This is a genomic window from Ignatzschineria sp. LJL83 (assembly GCF_054871845.1).
Map to the genome: position 1 here is coordinate 58,235 of NZ_JBTXLY010000007.1, position 19,842 is coordinate 78,076.

Sequence of the window (19,842 nt, forward strand, 5' to 3'; positions counted from 1 at the left end):
TATATATTAAGATACGTATATAGATTCATACAAAGATTGAGACAAAAGCGATTAAACAAAAAAAACGATCATAATGATATGATCGTTTTTTTATTAGGCTATTCCAATTCCAGCCCTTAAGAAATCTATTTTAAACTAAAGCAATGAAGATGCTAAGTAAACAAACTTATCGGCAAATACCTTATGTTTTGGCCTTTTTTCCCACTCTTCTAATGTGACTTGCACAGAGCTTTCTAAATCTTCATAGAACTGCGCTGTCATTTTCTCCGAAAACTCTCGATCATACATAATTGCATTCACTTCAAAGTTTAGATCAAAGCTACGAATATCCATATTTGCCGTGCCAATCATCGATAAGCTTCTATCATAAACGCTCGTTTTAGCGTGAATTAAGCCTTTCTGATAATGATATATTTCAACGCCAGCACGAAGCAGATCTAAATAAAGTGCGCGACTTGCCATACGCACTAGCCATGAGTTTGTATGTTCCGGCACTAATAGTTTGACCGTTACCTGACTTCTTGCCGCGATTTTCAACATCGAGAGAATTTGTTCAGTCGGAATAAAGTACGGCGTTGTAATCAACACTTCTTTCTCTGCAAGTGCAATCGCCTGAATAATCGAATTCATGATATAAGGCTCAACAGAATCCGGACCACTTGCCACAATCTGCACTGGAATCGTGCCTTTATCTTTTTCTATCGCCGTAGGAAATAACTCGGCATTTGGCTCAATTTTTTGTTTCGAGCAGAAATTCCAATCGGATAAAAAGATATGTTGAAGCGCATAGCAACTGTAGCCTTCCAAACGCACATGCATGTCTCTTAAGATCGGCTTGCCACTTCCCGGCACGTTAATATAGTCATCGCCAATATTAATCCCACCAACAAATCCCACGCGCCCATCAATCACAATAATTTTACGGTGGTTTCGATAATTTACGCGATTTGCCCAGAAGATAAAGAAGAGCTTTCTAAATGCATAGACTTCAATGCCGGCATCACGCATCTCTTGAGCGAATTCTTTACGAATTTTACTGCTACCGAAATCATCATACATAAAGCGAACTTTAACGCCTTCTTTCGCTTTTTTGATCAATCGATCTTTAATCTCATTGCCGATACCATCATTTCGCACAATATAATATTCAAAATGAATCGTCTCTTTGGCGTTATCAATCGCTTCCAAAACCTTCGGATACTTCCCTTCCCCATTTTCAAGAATCAATGCATCGTTATTTAAACTCATCCAATGCACATCTTCTACTGAAACACTGTGCGCCAAACGCTTAAACTGCTCAATGACAGGGTTATCAAGCAATGCCGGATCTTGCTCAATATCTTTCGTATAAGCATTAATTTTTGCTTTTAACGCATCATTGAATTCAAGTTTCTTGTTATACATCGCTTTATTACGATAATTCACACCTAAACAGAGATAGAGAATCACGCCGAAAAGCGGTAAAAAAACAATCAATACTAAATAACCTAAGGTTTTACTAGCGCTTGTCGTGTTATAAATAATTTGAACACAAATAATGAGAATAAAAAGACTGTAGATTAATAAGGCGTAAAAACTGCCTGACCACAGAAAGCTACCGGTAAGTATTGATGTCATAATATATTCTCTTGTCTTCTAAATTCTTATAAATTCCGATAAAGGAAAATCTCTCTAAGGCATCATGATATTATACTATGCGCTGAATATTAAGGTACTTTGTCTAATATCGTAAAAAAGATTATATATACGTCTATAAATTGTCTATGAAAAATATATCCATGAATACATCTATGAAAAAAACAGGTTTAATTGTTGGGAAGTTTTACCCCTTACATCAAGGTCATCTTCACATGATTTTATCTGCTAGCTTACAGGTGGATGAGCTCCATATTTTTGTCTGCAATGAAACCGCTCGTGATTGGCAACTCTATCTCGGTAGCCAATTCACAAGGTTTCCAACGCCACACAATCGAGAAAATTGGGTACGAGAATTGCTGCAACATATTCCCGGCATTACCATTCATGGTTTTAATGAAGATGGCATTCCCTCTTATCCTAATGGCTGGGAAGCTTGGAGTGATCGCCTTAAAGAAACGCTTACCGCTCTTAATATCGAGCCTGATCTTATTTTCAGCAGTGAACCTCAAGATAAAGCATTCTATGAAACGCACTTCCAAATCGAAGTGCAATTAGTCGATCCGCCGCGCGATACATTTCCTGTATCGGCAACAAACATCAGAGAGCGACCTTTTGAAAACTGGGATTTCATTCCTACAAGTATTCGTCCTTTCTTCACTCGTACAATTATGATGGATGTTGATGGTTTTGCGAATCCAAAAATATTGCCGGCATTACAAGATCTTTTTAACGCCGTGGAATTGCCGAATTTCCAAAAGATTCGTTTAATGCCGATCTCGAAAGAAGATATTCCGAACATCATTCAAAATGTTCAAGGACAACAGCAGATTATTTCTGCAATGATTGCTTCTGAGGCATTTATCAATCAGTTCTTTGAAGAATCTTCCCTCAAGGATTTTAAATCTGTATCGCAAGATATCGACACTTTTGTATTGCCGGCATTATTACAAGAGAATGCCTTGCAAGATCAAGGTTCCGAACATGCTTCCGAACATAATTCTCAACATGATAATGAGTTATTTAAAGCCATCTCTTTCTTTATTCAGCAGATTGAACAGCGTTTTTAGCGAATAAGAGCGGAAGAATTCCCGACAATTTTTGATAAAAATACTACCTAAGATAATATCTTTTTACTTAAACAAACATTTAAATAGATCCTTCAACTAATGCTTGATTCCTCTATCTTGCTAAGGCATTCTGTTCTACTTAGGTATTATTTCTGTCACAACTAAAGGTCCATTACACCATGAATTCGTTAATTCGGGATATCCTCTCCGCTCGCGTCTATGACGTTGCGAAAAACACGCAACTAGATCATCTCTATCTTTTAAGTCGCCAACTCAAATGCAATATTTGGCTCAAACGTGAAGATCTACAAACGATTTTCTCTTTCAAGATACGTGGCGCATTTAACCGAATTTTCCAATTAACCGAAGAAGAACGCGCACGCGGTGTGATCTGTGCATCTGCCGGCAATCATGCGCAAGGCGTTGCCTTAAGTGGTAGACATCTCAATATTAATACCACAATCGTGATGCCGGTTTCAGCACCGAATCTTAAAGTGAATGCATGTAAAGAGATGGGCGCAACCGTCATTCTTCACGGCAATAGCTTTGATGATGCTTATGAACATGCGCTTTACCTTTCTCAAACGGAAGGAAAGTGTTTTGTGCATCCATTTGATGATCCTGCAGTGATTGCCGGACAAGGCACAATCGGTAAAGAGATTCTCGATCAACAGCCAGATTTAGACGCAATCTTCATTCCTGTCGGTGGCGGCGGACTGATTGCCGGTATTGCCGCTTATGTAAAATTCATTGCGCCAAACTGTAAAATCATTGGTGTTGAGCCAGAAGAATCCGCTTCTATGAAGGCTTCATTAGAAGAAGCGAAACGTGTCAAACTTAATCAAGTGGGCTCCTTTGCCGATGGTACTGCCGTAAAGCTCGTGGGCGAAAAAACCTTTGAAATCTGCCAAAAATATGTCGATGAAATTATTACGGTTTCAACTGATGAACTCTGTGCTGCAATGAAAGATATCTTTAATAATACGCGTGCACTTAGCGAGCCTTCCGGCGCTTTAAGTATTGCCGGTATTAAAAAGTATCTTCATGAAAATCCTAACTGTGGGTTTACCAATGTTGCCGGCATTTTAAGTGGTGCGAATATCAACTTTGAACGCTTACGTCATGTTGCTGAACGTACAGAACTTGGCGAGCGAAACGAAGCGCTGATTGCCGTAAAAATCCCAGAAACACCGGGAAGCTTCCAAAATTTTATCAATATTATTGGCAAACGTAGCATTACAGAATTTAACTATCGTTATAGTAATCCACAGGAAGCGGTTATTTTTGTAGGTTTACAGCTCACTCAAGGCGATGATGAAAAAATGCATATCATCGAACGCTTACAAGCTCACGACCTAACAGTCATTGATCTTAGTGATAATGAGATGGCAAAGCTTCATATTCGTCACATGGTGGGCGGAAAAGCCAATGCCGTTGATGAAAGGCTCTTCAGATTTGAATTTCCAGAACGCCCCGGCGCACTATTACAATTCTTATCCACACTTGCCGGCAGATGGAATATTAGCCTTTTCCATTACCGCAATCACGGTTCGGATTATGGCCGTGTACTCATTGGGATTCAAGTACCACAAGAAAACATGGATGACGGTTCTTTCCAATCTTTCTTAGATGAACTTGGATATCACTTTGAAGATGAAAATGATAATCCGGCATTTTCTCTGTTTTTATAAAAGTTCTTGTAAAGGTTCCTTATGAAGGTTCTTTATAAAAAACCTGTTTAAATTCATTCAAGATTCACAAAAAACTCATATAACAATAAAAAAGCCGAAAAGAGATAATTTCTTTTCGGCTTTTTGTATCGCTTTTATTCTGATTTATCGATCTAGCTCTCTTCGCATTTCACGCTTCAAACCAATATCTACTCAAATCTATTATTTGGAAAAATGCGATCTAATCTTCTTCTGAAGAATTTATTTCTGAAATATTTTCTTCTGAAGGACGTAATAATTTCGGCAGAGGAAAAACAATATCTTCCTCACATCCTGGCATGTCGCCTTCTAATGTAAAGCCATTCTCTTGCAGATACTGAATCACTTCACGCACTAAAACATCTGGTGCTGAAGCTCCGGCAGTCACACCGATATCCGTATGGCCGTCCAACCATGACAGATCAATATCTGTTGCTCGATCGATGAGATAACTGCTTGATCCTTCTTTTTCAGCCAATTCACGTAAACGATTAGAGTTAGAACTATTTTTAGAACCCACTACTAAGATTAAACTACACTGCTCCGCCAAAACTTTTACAGCATCTTGCCGATTTTGTGTTGCATAGCAGATATCGCTTTTTTTCGGTCCTTGAATTTCAGGAAAACGTTCACGAAGTCGATCGATAATTTGCGAAGTATCATCTAAAGAAAGGGTTGTTTGCGTCACATAAGCGATTTTAGAAGGATCTTTAACCTGTAACTGATCCGCATCTTCTAAATCTTCAATAAGATGAATCTCTCCACCATATTGCGAATCAAACTGCCCCATGGTTCCGATTACTTCAGGATGTCCTTCGTGACCAATGAGAACAGTATCCATCGCATCTTTTGCAAAACGGGTCACTTCTAAATGCACTTTCGTCACTAATGGACAAGTGGCATCAAATACTTCTAATCCACGGTTTTTCGCATTATCTTGCACCGCTTTAGAAACACCATGTGCGGAGAAAATAACGATTTTACCATCCGGCACTTCATCTAATTCATCGACAAAAATAGCACCTCGATCTTTTAATGTATCGACCACATATTTGTTATGTACAACTTCATGACGCACATAAATAGGTGCACCAAATAGATCTAATGCTCGTTCAACAATACTAATAGCACGATCAACACCCGCACAGAATCCTCTCGGATTCGCTAAAAATATCTTCTTAGTCATTATTCCCTTCTACTGATTTATCATACTGCTCGTCTAGCAAATTAATGTTCTCTACATAACCATTGACAACGGTATGCAACTTTCCTGTTGTAGGATGAATCACAAGCCCATGAACCACAACGCGCCCCGGCATTAAAGGATGATTACGAATCTTGTCTACAGTAAAACGGACACTATCGGCAACATTATCAAAACCACGAAGCCAACCATCAAGATCGATGCCGGAATTTCTTAAAGTTTCAATCGTACCATCGGTAATACCAAATTTTCGCGCTTTATCTAAGAGATGCTCTGGATCAAAGCCTCGCATACCGCAATCCGTATGGCCCACAACCATGATCTCTTTCACATTAAATTCAAGTGCCGCCACCAAAAGGCTTCGCATAACTGCGCCCCAAGGATGGCTGATCAAAGCTCCGGCATTTTTAATAATTTTCGCATCCCCGTTTCGGATTCCCATTGCTTTAGGCAGAAGTTCCACAATACGCGCATCCATGCACGTTAATATTGCGATCTGCTTATTGGGGTATTTATCCGTACAAAGATTGTCATACTCTTTAGAATCTACAAACTCACGATTATGTTCTAAGATCTTATCTAGCGTAGACTTTTCATCGGCCATTTTCTAAATCCTACCGTTCTAATATTAATGAAATTATGACGATTGATTATGGGAAAGCTTTCGTTTTTTTTCCGTAAAAGACGATAAAATAATCAATCCGACCCCAGATGTTACAAAGATATCTGCAACATTAAAAATTGGAAAATGTCGATCGCCGTAATAGACATGAATAAAGTCGATTACATGTCCTAAAAATACACGATCAATTAAATTTCCAATAGCTCCAATCATAATACATGCCAAGCCAAAGCGGAGCATTTTTTCCACTTTTTCTGTTCGCTTAATCCAAATAAATAGCACGACAATAATGACTAACGTTATGCCAATAAAAAACCAACGTTGCCAACCTGCTTGATCTGCTAAAAAGCTAAAAGCAGCACCGGGATTATAAGCTAAAGTCCAATTGAGTAATCCCGGTAACACCGGAATAGGCTCCCCATATAACAGCAGACGTTCTGCCGCATATTTTGTTCCAAAATCTAGAATCACGCCGAATATGATAAAGAGAGACCAGTAAAACATGTTTACTGGTCTTCCTTGGTTAGAATTAACCTTATGCATAATGACGACTTTCACCATCAGTTGTGACGTTTTCCACACAGCGATCACAGAGCTCTGGATGCGCGGGATTATGCCCTACTTCTTCACGATGATGCCAGCATCTCACACATTTTTTGTACTCTTCATCAGAAAGAACATCCACTGATACTGAGAATTTATCATCATTGAGTTGATACTCATCTAATGATGCTTCACGTTCCGCAAATGGTTTAATCTCTGCATAAGATGAAAGTAATACAAAACGTAACTCATCTTCTAATTTAGCAATTTCTTGATAGAGATCTTCCGTTGCATAAACAGTAATACGCGTTTGAAGTGCTGATCCTACTTTTCCTTCAGAACGTAATACTTCGATCTGTTTCGCAGCTTCACCACGAATCGCTAAAAGCTTATTCCAGAATTCTGTATTAAATGCACTTGAATCTTCTAATGGCGCTAAACCATCATAGAATTCTGTTAAGAATACAGATTCTAAACGCTCATTCCCACGTTCACGCATTGCTAACCATACTTCTTCAGCTGTAAAGCTTAAGATTGGCGCCATCCAACGAATCAATGCTTCTAACACATGATATAACGCTGTTTGCGCTGAACGTCTTGCTAATGAATCTTTTGATGCCGTGTATTGTCTATCTTTAATGATATCGAGATAGAAACTACCAAGATCAATCGAGCAGAAGTATTGTAATTTTTGATACACATTATGGAATGAGTATTCTAAATACGCTTCTTTAATCTCTTCTTGAGTTTCGAGCGCTCTTGCAACAATCCAACGATCAAGCGGTAACATTTCATCATATGGAACGCCATTTTTCGCAATATCAAATTCATTCGTATTCGCTAACAAGAAACGAACAGTATTACGAATACGGCGATAGGTTTCTGAAGTACGTTTTAAGATCTCATCAGATACTGGAATTTCTCCACGATAATCTGTCGATGATACCCAAAGACGAAGCACATCTGCACCCATTTTGTTAATGACATCGGCCGGCTCAATACCATTGCCTAAAGATTTAGACATCTTACGGCCTTTCGCATCTACCGTAAAACCGTGCGTCAATAACGCTTTATATGGCGCAACGCCATTAATCGCTACCGAAGTAATAATCGATGAGTTAAACCAACCACGATGCTGATCTGATCCTTCAAGATAAAGATCTGCCGGATATGCAAGTTCAGGACGGCGTGCTAATACGCTGAAATGTGTTGTTCCAGAGTCAAACCATACATCTAATGTATCGGTGTTTTTCTGATAATCAGCTGCCTCATTTGCATCTAAATAATCTTCAACAGATGCGCCAAACCATGCTTCTAACCCATCTTTACGAATACGATCGGACACTTCTTGCATCAATTCGTCTGTTCTTGGATGCAATTCTCCGCTCTCTTTATGAATAAAGAAAGGAATTGGAACCCCCCAATAACGTTGACGAGAAATACACCAATCTCCACGACCTTCAATCATGCCATAAAGACGCTCACGTCCCCATGATGGAATAAATTGGATCTGATCAATTTCTTCTAAAACTTCTTTACGAAGACCTTTATTATCCATGCTGATAAACCATTGTGGCGTTGCACGGTAAATAGTTGGTGTTTTATGTCTCCAACAATGCGCATAGCTATGATTAATTTTCACGCTATGAATCAAAATGCCTTTATCGGTTAAGAATTGAAGCATTTCCGGCTCAATTCCGCGAATATTTTTGCCAGCAAAAACAGGTGTTGTTGCACTATAGGCACCATTACCTAATACTGGATTTTCAAAATCGAGACCATATTTAAGCGCAACCGCATAGTCTTCTTCACCATGTGCCGGCGCCGTATGAACAAATCCTGTTCCGGCATCAAGCGTTACGTGATCCCCTAAAATTACAGGAACATGCTTATCTTCAATAGGATGTTGCAAGAGAAGATTCTCTAATTGCTTACCTTCAAATTCAGCTAAGATCGCTAATTTGCAATCCCAGTTTTTCTCAAGTTCTTCTATTAAATCTCTTGCAATTAAGAGTTGCTGACCATCTTTATCCACTAATACATAGATAAAGTCTTCATGTGCAGAAACCGCTGCATTTCCCGGCAATGTCCAAGGAGTGGTTGTCCAAATCACAACCGCAGCATTATCTGCAACAGGATGACCAATACGCTTAGAAAGCTCTGCCGTATCCACAACAGGGAATGCCACATCGATACTTAATGAAACTTTATCTGCATATTCTACTTCAGCTTCAGCTAAAGAAGATCCGCAATCTAAACACCAGTTAACAGGTCTTGCACCTTTTTCTAAGTGCCCTTTATTCACAATCTCTTTAAGCGCTAAAACGATATCCGCTTCAGTATCTTGATTCATTGTTAAGTAAGGTTTCTCTTCATAAGATAAAACCCCTAAACGCTTAAATCCTGCAGCTTGAATATCAATCTGAGATGCTGCAAATTCACGGCATTTCGCTCTAAATTCTGCTGGCGTTAAGTTTTCACCCACTTTACCGTATGTTTTTTCAACAACGAGCTCAATCGGTAAACCATGACAATCCCAACCCGCAACATAAGGAGAATCAAATCCTAATTGCCCACGAGATTTCACGATAATGTCTTTTAAAACTTTATTCACAGCATGACCCAAATGGATCGCACCATTCGCATACGGAGGACCATCATGAAGAATAAACTTTGGTTTACCTTCAAAAATCTCACGCTGTTTGTGATAAAGGTCTATGTTATCCCAATATTCTATAAAATCAGGTTCACGTTTTGGAAGATTCCCTCTCATTGGGAATTCTGTTTCTGGTAAATTTAATGTATCACGATATACGTGATCATTTTTTTCTTCATTTTTAGTTACTTTACTCACGTTCATATCCTACTTCTGAATATTGAAATAATCTCTCGAAGCTTCTGCATCCGCTAAAATTTGTGTCTTTAAAGCTTCGATATTCTCAAATCGTTTTTCGTCTCTAATCTTTGATAGAAACTCAATGTTAAATGTTTCTCCATATAGCTGGCGATTAACATCATGTAAGTGTACTTCTAAATTTGGTTTTACGCCATTGACGGTTGGTCGATAGCCAATATTTGCTACACCATTAAATAACTCACCACTACTGCATAGTTTCGCTCGAACATTATAAACACCTGTAAACAGGGGTTTTATTCGTTTCAATGGGAGGTTAATCGTTGCTGTTCCAAGCTTTCTAGCTAATTGATTACCATAAACCACTCGGCTCGTAATCTCAAAAGGTCTTCCTAAATAGAGCTCAGCTTGATTAAAATTCGTAGCTTTTAAAGCATCTCGAATGAGCGTTGAAGAAACCCTGACACCACCTATGAAATAATAATCTTCTTTCACCACCTTAAAGTTAAACTTCTCAGCAGATTCCAACAAATCTTCAAATGATCCAGCAGCCTTTGCCCCGAAACGAAAATCATCGCCAACAACAACCCCTTGAATATTGAGATCATTGACTAAAAAGTCTTGAATAAAATCCTCAGGAGATTGCTCACTTAATTTAGAAGTAAACGGCATGATAATCACTTCATCAACAAGATGACTCTGCTCTAAAAATATTAATTTCTCTTTTAAAGACATAATTCTCTCAGGCGCCTTCTCTTCAAGAAAAAACTCATGAGGCAATGGCTCAAATGTAATGAGAGTTCGCTTAGCATCAGGAAATTCCTCTGCTAACTTATTTAATCGGCGAAGTAACTTCTGATGACCTAAATGAATCCCATCAAATGCACCAATTGTTACGACTCTGGGCTCTTTAGAGATATTATGTGAATCTTTATAAAAGAAAAAATCCATATTTCTGACCGTCAAATAAAAAAGCCGGCTATAACAATAACCGGCTAATATAATAATTTATGGTTTAGCTGGCATCAGCTTCGTTTGTTGTCGCTGGGCGATCTACAAATTCAATATATGCCATTGGAGCATTATCTCCAGGACGGAAACCACATTTCATGATACGTAAGTAACCACCGTTACGATCTTTGCAAAGTGGGCCGTAAACTTCGAAAAGTTTAGTAACCATTTCACGTGATCTAAGTTCAGCAAATGCTTTACGACGGTTTGCTACTGTATCAACCTTCGCAAGCGTGATTAAAGGCTCAACTACACCGCGGAGCTCTTTCGCTTTTGGAAGGGTTGTTTTGATAATTTCATGCTCAAGAATAGATACAGACATATTTTTGAACATAGCTTTTCTATGTGCTGAGGTGCGACTAAATGCACGACCTGCTTTACGATGACGCATTGTAATACTTCCTATTCAATTAATTAAATTATGCTGGTGGCTTAGATGTATCTAAGTTAGGTGGTGGCCAGTTATCTAGCGTCATCCCTAATGATAATCCATATTGCGCCAACACATCTTTAATCTCTGTTAATGATTTTTTACCAAGATTAGGTGTTTTAAGTAGCTCTGTTTCTGTTTTCTGAATCAGATCACCGATATAATACACACTCTCTGCTTTCAGACAGTTTGCAGATCGAACAGTTAACTCTAAATCATCAACAGGTCTCAATAGCGTAGGATCTATTTCGAACTCTGGTTCTTCCTCAACAGGCTCTTCTTCTGGCATTGGCTTAAGATCAACAAAAACACTTAATTGCTCATGAAGAATAGTCGCCGCGTTACGAATTGCTTGTTCTGGGTCTAATGTCCCATTAGTTTCTAACGCAATTACCAATTTATCTAAGTCTGTACGTTGCTCAACACGTGCTGTTTCAACACGGTAGCTTACGCGATTAACAGGACTGAACGTCGTGTCTAACTTAAATAAACCAAGAGCAATTGAAGCGCTATCCCCAGCTTCGTTTTCACGATTAGCTGCTGTGCTATAGCCTCGACCACTTTCTACTTTCAAACGCATTTTTAAAGATCCGCTTGAAGTAAGGTTCGCGATTACATGCTCAGGATTCACAATTTCCACATTATGAGGAATTTCAAGATCTCCTGCTGTAATTACACCTTTACCTTTTTTCTCTAAAGTGATGTAGGCTTCTGGTGCATCATGAAGAATAATGGCAATACCTTTCAAGTTTTGCAAAAGGTCGATTACGTCCTCATGCATTCCTGGAATTGCGGAATATTCTTTAGAAACACCTTCAATTTCACATTCTGTAATCGCTGCGCCTGGCATTGAAGATAGCAGAATACGACGAAGTGCATTCCCTAATGTATGCGCGAAGCCCCTCTCAAGAGGCTCCAACGCGATTTCAGAGAAGTGGTTTTCGTCGGTTTTGATCTCCACGATACGTGGAGTTAACAACTCATTTAAAGCCATATGTACTTACCCGATTGATCTAAAATAATAAGAAGGAACGAAATAAAACCAATATGCTTATTATTTTGAGTACAACTCTACAACTAATGACTCGTTAATATCTGCTGGTAAATCTGAACGTTCAGGAACTCGTTTGAATTCGCCTTCCATTTTTGTTTTATCAACTGATACCCAGTCAACAAGGCCGTTAGCTTCAGCTAAATCTAAAGCATGAGCAATACGAGCTTGTTTCTTAGAGCGTTCTCTAACTGATACAACATCCCCTGCTTTTAGTTGGAATGAAGGAATATTTGCCTTCTGTCCATTTACTAAAATAGAATTATGACTTACTACTTGACGCGCTTCAGCACGAGTTGTAGCAAATCCCATACGATAAACTACGTTATCTAAACGGCATTCTAAGATTTCAAGAAGGTTTTCACCTGTTGAACCTTTACGACGGTCAGCTTCTTTATAGTAACGATGGAATTGTTTCTCTAACAAACCATAGATTCTTTTTAATTTTTGTTTTTCGCGTAACTGAAGACCATAGTCTGATGTTCTGCCCGGTTTAGAACCGTGCTGACCAGGTGCTTTGTCATGCTTACATTTAGATTCGAAAGAACGTGCGCTAGATTTCAAATGAAGATCTACACCTTCACGTCTTGCTAATTTACATTTTGGGCCAATATAACGTGCCATGACTATCTATACTCCTTAAAAATTTAATTACACTCTGCGCTTTTTAGGCGGGCGACAACCATTGTGTGGAATAGGTGTCACATCAGAGATACTAGTGATTTTGTAGCCAATCGCACTAAGTGCACGAACTGCTGAATCACGGCCTGGACCAGGACCACTTACATTCACGTCTAAATTTTTAAGACCGTATTCTTGCGCTACAGTACCAGCTCTTTCAGCTGCAACCTGTGCTGCAAATGGAGTAGATTTTCTTGAACCACGGAAGCCTGAACCACCCGCTGTTGCCCAAGATAAAACATTTCCTTGACGATCAGAGATAGTCACGATTGTATTGTTGAACGACGCTTGAACGTGCGCAATACCGTCAACAACACTTCTTCTAACGCGCTTACGCGTTTTAACTGAAGGTTTTGCCATTTTAAAATTTCCCTAACAAATTATTTAACAAGTCTTCTTGGACCTTTACGAGTACGCGCATTAGTTTTTGTGCGTTGTCCTCTTAAAGGTAAGCTACGACGATGACGGATACCACGGTTACAACCAAGATCCATCAAACGCTTGATATTTAAAGAAACTTCACGACGTAAGTCCCCTTCAACAACATACTCGCCTACTTGCGCACGAAGTGCATCAACTTGCTCATCTGTTAAGTCTTTTACTTTTGTCGTTGGATCAACATTTGCTGCAACACAGATTGCTGCTGCGCGAGTTGGACCAACACCATAAATAGATTGCAGTGAAATGATCACATGCTTTTGTACTGGTATATTGATACCTGCTATACGTGCCATATAAAACCTATCCTAAAATCATATCAGCAGATTATTCTACATGATAATTTAAATTTACTCAATATTATTAGCCTTGACGTTGTTTGTGTCTACCATCTTCACAAATCACACGAACAACTCCACTACGTTTTACAATCTTACATTTGCGGCATATTTTTTTAACCGACGCTCTTACTTTCATTTATAACTCCGATAATTTTACTAAAAGTTTGGTGGGGTACCATTCAATGCTGAACTAATATTTGCTTTCTTCATTAAAGACTCATACTGCTGAGACATTAACAAGGCTTGAATTTGTGTCACTAAATCCATCACAACAACTACTGCGATTAAGATTGAAGTACCACCGAAGTACATTTGTACTGGACTAATACCATTAAAGAATTCAGGCAATAAACAGATAATAGTAATGTATAGCGATCCCCAAAGCGTGATACGCGTTAATACTCTATCTAAATATTGCGAGGTATGAATTCCTGGACGAATCCCTGGTATGAAGCCACCATTTCTCTTAAGATTTTCTGCTGTTTCTTTAGAGTTAAACTGCAAAGCAGTGTAGAAGAAACAGAAGAAGATGATCAACACTGCAAATAAAATCATGTATGCAGGTTGCCCTATAGAGAAGTATTTAACTCCGTAAAATCCGAGCTTATTAAGTGTCAAGGATACATAATAGCTAAAGCTCCCCCAAAGCCCTGTATCCGCGTCAGTCAATTCTGGCACATTAATTTTGCTTAAACCGGTACTAATGGTAAAAACAAACGATAGGAATGCCGAACCGAAGATTGCCGGTATAACTCCCGACATATTGAGTTTTAATGGCAAATGATTAGTCTGATTACCAACTGACATCATTCTGCCTTGCTGTCTTCTTGCGTATTGAATTGTAATTCGGCGCTGACCACGCTCAATAAATACAATCGCGAAGATTGTCGCTAATACTAACAAGAATAAAACAACAATTAACAACCACATTGCGCCACCTTGGGTGGTAGCAGTTTCAAATAGGAAAGCAACCGAAGAAGGTACACCCATCAAAATACTTGCAAAAATGATCATTGAAATACCGTTACCGATACCTCTTTCTGTAATTTGTTCCCCTAACCACACCAAAAACATCGTACCTGTAACGAGTGTTAATGTTGATAGAGTCACGAAGAGTACTGGAGGTATAACCACCAACTCCGCATTCACAAATCCACCATTCATAATTGCAATAGAATATACGATTCCCTGTACAACCCCAAAAACAATCGTTAAGTAACGAGTATATTGAGTCATTTTTCTACGACCCGCATCCCCTTCTTTCTTCAATTGCTCTAGCGGTGCATACACAACAGATAACATCTGAATAACAATTGACGCCGTAATATAAGGCATTACACCCAACATAAATACAGACATCTTCTCAAATGCCCCACCCGAGAAGAGGTTTATCATTGCAGATATACCACCCTGCTGTCCTTGTTGCTCCATAACAGTAGATAATGTTACAGCATCAATTCCAGGAAGAGTAATATATACCCCAATCCTATACACAACTAATGCCAAGACTAAAAACCATAGTCTTGACAAAAGTCCCGAGAAACGTCCGAGGTTACTAGACCCTATTTGATTTTTTTGCATATTTACTCTTCGACAGAACCGCCAGCAGCTTCAATAGCCGCCTTAGCCCCTTTAGTAACATGAATACCTTTTAAGGTAACCGCTTTATTAATCTCACCTGAAAGCATTACTTTCGCACGCGTGTATTTTGCAGGAATAATATTGCTATCAACCAATGAAGCAAACGTGATCTCATTTCCAGCAACTTTATTGAGCGCTGATAATGGAATCTCAACCGTCACAAGACCAATTTGAGAATTAAATCCAACTTTTGGAAGTCTTCTCTGTAATGGTTGTTGTCCACCCTCAAATCCTACCTTATGGTAACCACCTGATCTAGAATGCTGACCTTTATGACCGCGACCAGCTGTTTTACCAAAGCCTGATCCACAACCACGACCAACACGTCTTTTGTCAGTTTTACTACCAATCGCAGGTTTTAATGTATTTAATTTCATTTGTATACCTATCCAACTACTCGACACGAAGCAAGTAAGCTACTTTATTAATCATCCCCATATTTTCAGGGGTCGCTTGCACCTCAACTGTATGGTGAAGGCGGCGTAAACCTAAGCCTTTCACACAATCACGATGTGATTGCAAACGGCTATTTGTGCTCTTGATAAGAGTTACTTTAACAGTTTTCTGTGTCATAACTTATCCTCTAATCTCTTCAACAGATTTCCCACGTTTAGCAGCAATCTCTTCAGGAGTTTGCATCGATGCTAATCCCTTAATAGTTGCTTGCACAACGTTTACTGGATTACGTGAGTTTTGGCATTTCGCTAAAACATCAGTTACACCAGCAACTTCAAATACTGCACGCATTGCTCCACCTGCAATTACTCCTGTACCTTCAGAAGCTGGTTGCATGTAAACACGCGCTGCGTTATGAACACCTGTTACCGAATATTGAAGTGTACCACCATTAAGTGAAACATTCTTAATATTACGTTTTGCTTGCTCAATAGACTTTTTAATAGCAGCTGGAACTTCTTTAGCTTTTGCATAGCCGTAACCAATTTTACCATTACCATCACCAACAACTGTTAATGCAGCAAATGCAAATTGTCTACCACCTTTTACAGTTTTAGATACTCTATTAACTGTAACAAGCTTCTCTTGGTAACCATCTGTAGCAGCAGCTACACCTTGATTTTCAACTTTTGTAGTCATTTATTTCCTTCCTTATTAAAACTCTAATCCAGCTTCTCTAGCTGCATCTGCTAGAGCTTTAACGCGGCCATGATACTTAAATCCTGAACGATCGAAAGCAACATTTGTAACACCAGCTGCTTTAGCTTTAGCTGCGATATCTTTACCTACAGCAATAGCAGCATCAACGTTACCAGTACCTTTGATCTGAGATTTAACATCAGCTACAAGCGTTGAGCTAGCAGCTAAAACTTTACTTCCACATCCACTAATCACTTGAGCATAGATGTGTCTTGGAGTTCTATGTACAGTTAAACGATCAACCTTTAACTCTCTCATTTTGATACGAGCTTTTAGGCTTCTTCTGTATCTTGCATCTCTTTTTTTCATCGTTCTCACCTATTTTTTCTTAACTTCTTTCAATGAAACAACTTCGTCAGAATAGCGAACGCCTTTGCCTTTATATGGCTCAGGTGGTCTATACGCTCTGATCTTAGCCGCAACCTGACCTACTACTTGCTTATCAACACCTTTAATCACAACTTCTGTTTGTGTAGGAGTTTCACAAGTAATACCTTCAGGCATTGCATGAACGATTGGATGAGAAAAACCAAGTGTAAGATTCAAATTTGAACCTTGTGCTGCTGCACGATATCCAACACCGTTTAAGATTAATTTTCTCTCAAAACCTTCAGATACACCGATCACTAAGTTACTTAAAAGTGAACGCATTGTACCAGCGATAGCATAACTACCTTTGCTTTGCTCCAAGTCAGGAACGATTTGTAACTCGTTACCTTCTTGTTTTACACCTACAGATGAATGCAATTGAAGACAATGCTCACCTTTAGGTCCTTTTGCTTTTACATTATTACCAGAAACAGTAATTTCAACTCCTGCTGGAACAACGATGAGTTGTTTAGCTACACGTGACATTCTAGCCTCCTTATTAAGCTACAACGCAGATCACTTCACCACCAAGCGATAATGTTCTCGCTTTATGGTCAGTCATCATGCCTTGTGAAGTAGAAACAATCGCAACACCTAAGCCACCCAACACTTGTGGAAGACTATTTTTATCGCGATATACACGTAAGCTAGGCTTACTTACTCTTTCAATACGCTCAATAACAGCTTTGCCTTGATAGTATTTTAATGCTAAAACTAACATTTTATTTGAAGCTTTATCGCCTACGATTTCAATTCCTGAAATATAACCTTCTTCAAGAAGAACGTCCGCGATAGATTTTTTTAAGCTTGAGAATGGAATCTCAACACTTACTTTTTCAGAAGTTTGCGCATTACGAATGCGTGTCAACATATCTGAAATTGGGTCATGCATACTCATTTATTAATTCTCCTACCAGCTAGATTTTCTTAAGCCTGGAATATCACCACGCATAGTGATTTCTCTCAACTTGTTTCGTCCAAGACCAAATTTACGGTATACACCATGTGGTCTGCCCGTAATACTACAACGTCTACGACGTCTAGAAGGAGAAGAATCTCTTGGTAACTTTTGAAGTGCAACAACAGCAGCTTCTTTCTCTTCAGCTGATGTTTCTACACTAACGATAATTTTTTTTAATTGCTCGCGCTTCTCAGCATACTTAGCTACTAACTCAGTACGCTTTTTCTCGCGATTAACCATTGATACTTTAGCCATAATTTCCTGCTCTATAATTAATTACGAAAAGGGAAGTTAAAAGCACTTAAAAGAGCTTTTGCTTCTGCGTCAGTTTTCGCTGTAGTTGCAATACTAATATCCATACCGCGAACCGCATCAACTTTTTCATATTCGATTTCAGGGAAAACGATTTGCTCTTTTATACCGAAGTTATAGTTTCCACGACCATCGAATGAGCGAGCGCTCACGCCACGGAAGTCTCTTACGCGGGGTAAAGAGATATTCACTAAACGGTCTAAAAACTCATACATAGTTGTACGACGCAGAGTCACACGACAACCTACAGGCCAACCATCACGGATTTTAAAACCAGCAACTGATTTTCTTGAAAGCGTTACTTGCGCTTTCTGACCGGAAACTGCAGTCATTTCTGCCACTGCATTATCCATAACTTTTTTATCAAGCACCGCTTCACCAACACCCATATTTAATGAGATCTTAGTGATTTTCGGAACTTCCATTGGATTAGCGTAACCAAACTCTTCAATGAGTTTTGGTACTACGACTTCATCATAATACTGCTTTAATCTTGCTTTCATGATATTCCTTAATGCCAAACGGATATGTCTTTTAATGCGATACATCCTGTTTGGCACTGTAATTATTTATAAAACGAGTTGGCTATAATACCAAAAGTATTTTAACTAGCCAACTTTTTTATTTGTTGATTTGAAAACTCTTTCACGAATAACTTTAGTTTTTCCGTTTTCACGTTTTTCTTCAGTTGCTTCGATCTTGATTTTATCTTGTTTTTTCGTCTCAGGATTATAAATCATCACGTTTGAAAGATCGATAAACGACTCTTGCTCAACCTTACCACCTTCAACACCTAATTGTGGATTTGGTTTAACGTGCTTAATTACTTTATTAGCTCCAGCTACTTTTACACGTCCGTCTTTTACTTCAAGAACAGTACCGCGATGGCCTTTACTACTTCCTGCGATTACTACAACTTCATCACCTTTACGGATTTTTGTCATATTCAATAACCCTCTTTATTAGATAACTTCAGGAGCAAGCGAAATAATTCTCATAAACTTGTCACCACGTAACTCACGAGTTACTGGTCCAAAAATACGAGTTCCGATTGGATCCAAGTTATTATTAAGAAGAACAGCAGCGTTGCCATCAAATTTGATGAGTGAACCATCTTGACGACGAACACCTTTACGAGTTCTTACGACAACCGCATTATACACATCACCTTTTTTTGCACGGCCACGAGGAATAGCTTCTTTAACAGAAACCTTAATAACATCCCCAACGGTTGCATATCGACGATGTGATCCACCAAGAACCTTGATACACATAACTTTACGTGCACCAGAGTTGTCAGCTACATCTAAAACTGTTTGCGTCTGAATCATTATTAACCTCTCGACTCTTCAACTACACGAACTAAATCCCAAGTTTTTTTCTTAGAAATAGGACGTACTTGTTTTATCTCAACGATATCACCGATGTTGCATGTATTTGCTTCATCATGAGCATAGAATTTAGTAGAACGCTTAATGTATTTTTGATACTTAGGATGTTTTACCAATCTTTCTACATACACAGTAATGGTTTTATCACTTTTATTTGAAACCACTGTACCAATTACAGTACGAGCATGTTGTTGTTCAATAGCAGCAGTCATTATTTACCACCCTCTTCTTTTTCACCAATCACCGCATTAATTCTCGCGATTTGTTTACGAGATTCGTTGAACTGGTGAGATTTTGCTAGTTGACCAGTTGCTTTTTGCATACGAAGGTTAAATAAACCACGTTGCAACTGAAGTTTTTCTTCTCTTAACTCATTAACAGACTTATCTCTTAATTGAGCTGCTTTCGTTACTTTAGTCATGAA

General features: G+C 38.8%; 27 protein-coding genes. 2 read left to right on the forward strand and 25 right to left on the reverse strand.

What is annotated here, in order from left to right; translation table 11 throughout:
* Window positions 1-135 precede the first annotated feature (135 nt).
* Window positions 136-1,617, reverse strand: coding sequence for a cardiolipin synthase (gene cls / locus ACYSN2_RS05875; protein ID WP_461749328.1), 1,482 nt, complete (start codon window positions 1,615-1,617; stop codon window positions 136-138).
* Window positions 1,618-1,778: 161 nt separating this feature from the next.
* Here cls and ACYSN2_RS05880 point away from each other — a divergent pair, with 161 nt between their 5' ends.
* Both ACYSN2_RS05880 and ilvA read left to right on the forward strand, forming a co-directional pair.
* Complete coding sequence (locus ACYSN2_RS05880; protein ID WP_461749329.1) at window positions 1,779-2,705, forward strand: adenylyltransferase/cytidyltransferase family protein; 927 nt, start codon at window positions 1,779-1,781, stop codon at window positions 2,703-2,705.
* A 179-nt stretch (window positions 2,706-2,884) separates the two neighbouring features.
* On the forward strand, window positions 2,885-4,396 hold the full coding sequence (ilvA, locus tag ACYSN2_RS05885) for a threonine ammonia-lyase, biosynthetic (RefSeq protein WP_461749330.1): 1,512 nt from the start codon (window positions 2,885-2,887) through the stop codon (window positions 4,394-4,396).
* A gap of 220 nt (window positions 4,397-4,616) precedes the next feature.
* Here ilvA and ispH read toward each other — a convergent pair whose 3' ends face one another.
* The 24 genes from ispH to rpmC all read right to left on the reverse strand — a co-directional run bounded on the left by ispH (window position 4,617) and on the right by rpmC (window position 19,839).
* Window positions 4,617-5,600 (reverse strand): 4-hydroxy-3-methylbut-2-enyl diphosphate reductase, encoded by a 984-nt coding sequence (ispH, locus tag ACYSN2_RS05890; protein WP_461749331.1) that lies wholly within the window; start codon window positions 5,598-5,600, stop codon window positions 4,617-4,619.
* Complete coding sequence (locus ACYSN2_RS05895; protein WP_461749332.1) at window positions 5,593-6,222, reverse strand: beta-class carbonic anhydrase; 630 nt, start codon at window positions 6,220-6,222, stop codon at window positions 5,593-5,595. The genes ispH and ACYSN2_RS05895 overlap by 8 nt, the downstream gene beginning before the upstream one ends.
* Window positions 6,223-6,255: 33 nt before the next feature.
* The gene (gene lspA, locus ACYSN2_RS05900; protein WP_461749333.1) at window positions 6,256-6,744 is read right to left on the reverse strand and encodes a signal peptidase II; all 489 of its coding nucleotides are present in this window, start codon (window positions 6,742-6,744) and stop codon (window positions 6,256-6,258) included.
* Window positions 6,745-6,775: 31 nt separating this feature from the next.
* Window positions 6,776-9,556, reverse strand: a complete 2,781-nt coding sequence (gene ileS / locus ACYSN2_RS05905) for an isoleucine--tRNA ligase (protein WP_461749407.1) — start codon at window positions 9,554-9,556, stop codon at window positions 6,776-6,778.
* Between the two features lie 90 nt (window positions 9,557-9,646).
* Complete coding sequence (gene ribF / locus ACYSN2_RS05910) at window positions 9,647-10,588, reverse strand: bifunctional riboflavin kinase/FAD synthetase (RefSeq protein WP_461749334.1); 942 nt, start codon at window positions 10,586-10,588, stop codon at window positions 9,647-9,649.
* 64 nt (window positions 10,589-10,652) lie between these two features.
* On the reverse strand, window positions 10,653-11,039 hold the full coding sequence (gene rplQ, locus ACYSN2_RS05915) for a 50S ribosomal protein L17 (RefSeq protein WP_461749335.1): 387 nt from the start codon (window positions 11,037-11,039) through the stop codon (window positions 10,653-10,655).
* 28 nt (window positions 11,040-11,067) lie between these two features.
* Window positions 11,068-12,072, reverse strand: a complete 1,005-nt coding sequence (locus ACYSN2_RS05920) for a DNA-directed RNA polymerase subunit alpha (protein WP_461749336.1) — start codon at window positions 12,070-12,072, stop codon at window positions 11,068-11,070.
* A gap of 60 nt (window positions 12,073-12,132) precedes the next feature.
* Window positions 12,133-12,753: a 30S ribosomal protein S4 gene (gene rpsD / locus ACYSN2_RS05925; protein ID WP_461749337.1), complete on the reverse strand. Its 621-nt coding sequence runs from the start codon at window positions 12,751-12,753 to the stop codon at window positions 12,133-12,135.
* Window positions 12,754-12,780: 27 nt separating this feature from the next.
* A complete protein-coding gene (rpsK, locus tag ACYSN2_RS05930; protein ID WP_242147377.1) occupies window positions 12,781-13,170 on the reverse strand; it encodes a 30S ribosomal protein S11 in 390 nt (129 codons plus the stop codon).
* Between the two features lie 20 nt (window positions 13,171-13,190).
* Window positions 13,191-13,544, reverse strand: coding sequence for a 30S ribosomal protein S13 (gene rpsM, locus ACYSN2_RS05935; protein WP_461749338.1), 354 nt, complete (start codon window positions 13,542-13,544; stop codon window positions 13,191-13,193).
* Between the two features lie 67 nt (window positions 13,545-13,611).
* Window positions 13,612-13,725: a 50S ribosomal protein L36 gene (gene rpmJ / locus ACYSN2_RS05940; protein WP_084331415.1), complete on the reverse strand. Its 114-nt coding sequence runs from the start codon at window positions 13,723-13,725 to the stop codon at window positions 13,612-13,614.
* Window positions 13,726-13,745: 20 nt separating this feature from the next.
* Window positions 13,746-15,170: a preprotein translocase subunit SecY gene (gene secY / locus ACYSN2_RS05945; RefSeq protein ID WP_461749339.1), complete on the reverse strand. Its 1,425-nt coding sequence runs from the start codon at window positions 15,168-15,170 to the stop codon at window positions 13,746-13,748.
* A 2-nt stretch (window positions 15,171-15,172) separates the two neighbouring features.
* Entirely contained in the window at window positions 15,173-15,607 is a 435-nt protein-coding gene (rplO, locus tag ACYSN2_RS05950) for a 50S ribosomal protein L15 (protein ID WP_461749340.1), read from the reverse strand.
* A gap of 16 nt (window positions 15,608-15,623) precedes the next feature.
* The gene (gene rpmD, locus ACYSN2_RS05955; protein WP_461749341.1) at window positions 15,624-15,803 is read right to left on the reverse strand and encodes a 50S ribosomal protein L30; all 180 of its coding nucleotides are present in this window, start codon (window positions 15,801-15,803) and stop codon (window positions 15,624-15,626) included.
* Between the two features lie 3 nt (window positions 15,804-15,806).
* Window positions 15,807-16,325, reverse strand: coding sequence for a 30S ribosomal protein S5 (gene rpsE / locus ACYSN2_RS05960; RefSeq protein WP_461749342.1), 519 nt, complete (start codon window positions 16,323-16,325; stop codon window positions 15,807-15,809).
* Between the two features lie 15 nt (window positions 16,326-16,340).
* Window positions 16,341-16,694, reverse strand: a complete 354-nt coding sequence (gene rplR / locus ACYSN2_RS05965; RefSeq protein ID WP_242147390.1) for a 50S ribosomal protein L18 — start codon at window positions 16,692-16,694, stop codon at window positions 16,341-16,343.
* A 9-nt stretch (window positions 16,695-16,703) separates the two neighbouring features.
* Entirely contained in the window at window positions 16,704-17,240 is a 537-nt protein-coding gene (gene rplF / locus ACYSN2_RS05970; protein ID WP_461749343.1) for a 50S ribosomal protein L6, read from the reverse strand.
* Between the two features lie 13 nt (window positions 17,241-17,253).
* Window positions 17,254-17,652: a 30S ribosomal protein S8 gene (gene rpsH, locus ACYSN2_RS05975; protein WP_461749344.1), complete on the reverse strand. Its 399-nt coding sequence runs from the start codon at window positions 17,650-17,652 to the stop codon at window positions 17,254-17,256.
* Window positions 17,653-17,664: 12 nt separating this feature from the next.
* A complete protein-coding gene (gene rpsN, locus ACYSN2_RS05980) occupies window positions 17,665-17,970 on the reverse strand; it encodes a 30S ribosomal protein S14 (RefSeq protein ID WP_461749345.1) in 306 nt (101 codons plus the stop codon).
* Window positions 17,971-17,987: 17 nt separating this feature from the next.
* Window positions 17,988-18,530 carry a 50S ribosomal protein L5 gene (gene rplE, locus ACYSN2_RS05985; protein WP_242147398.1) on the reverse strand — a complete coding sequence of 181 codons (543 nt, stop codon included), beginning with the start codon at window positions 18,528-18,530 and terminating at the stop codon, window positions 17,988-17,990.
* A gap of 105 nt (window positions 18,531-18,635) precedes the next feature.
* Complete coding sequence (gene rplX / locus ACYSN2_RS05990; RefSeq protein WP_461749346.1) at window positions 18,636-18,971, reverse strand: 50S ribosomal protein L24; 336 nt, start codon at window positions 18,969-18,971, stop codon at window positions 18,636-18,638.
* An 18-nt stretch (window positions 18,972-18,989) separates the two neighbouring features.
* Window positions 18,990-19,358, reverse strand: coding sequence for a 50S ribosomal protein L14 (gene rplN, locus ACYSN2_RS05995; RefSeq protein WP_242147402.1), 369 nt, complete (start codon window positions 19,356-19,358; stop codon window positions 18,990-18,992).
* Between the two features lie 2 nt (window positions 19,359-19,360).
* Window positions 19,361-19,630 (reverse strand): 30S ribosomal protein S17, encoded by a 270-nt coding sequence (rpsQ, locus tag ACYSN2_RS06000; protein ID WP_461749347.1) that lies wholly within the window; start codon window positions 19,628-19,630, stop codon window positions 19,361-19,363.
* Window positions 19,630-19,839 (reverse strand): 50S ribosomal protein L29, encoded by a 210-nt coding sequence (gene rpmC / locus ACYSN2_RS06005; RefSeq protein WP_461749348.1) that lies wholly within the window; start codon window positions 19,837-19,839, stop codon window positions 19,630-19,632. Before rpmC ends, rpsQ begins: the two co-directional genes overlap by 1 nt.
* Window positions 19,840-19,842 lie beyond the last annotated feature (3 nt).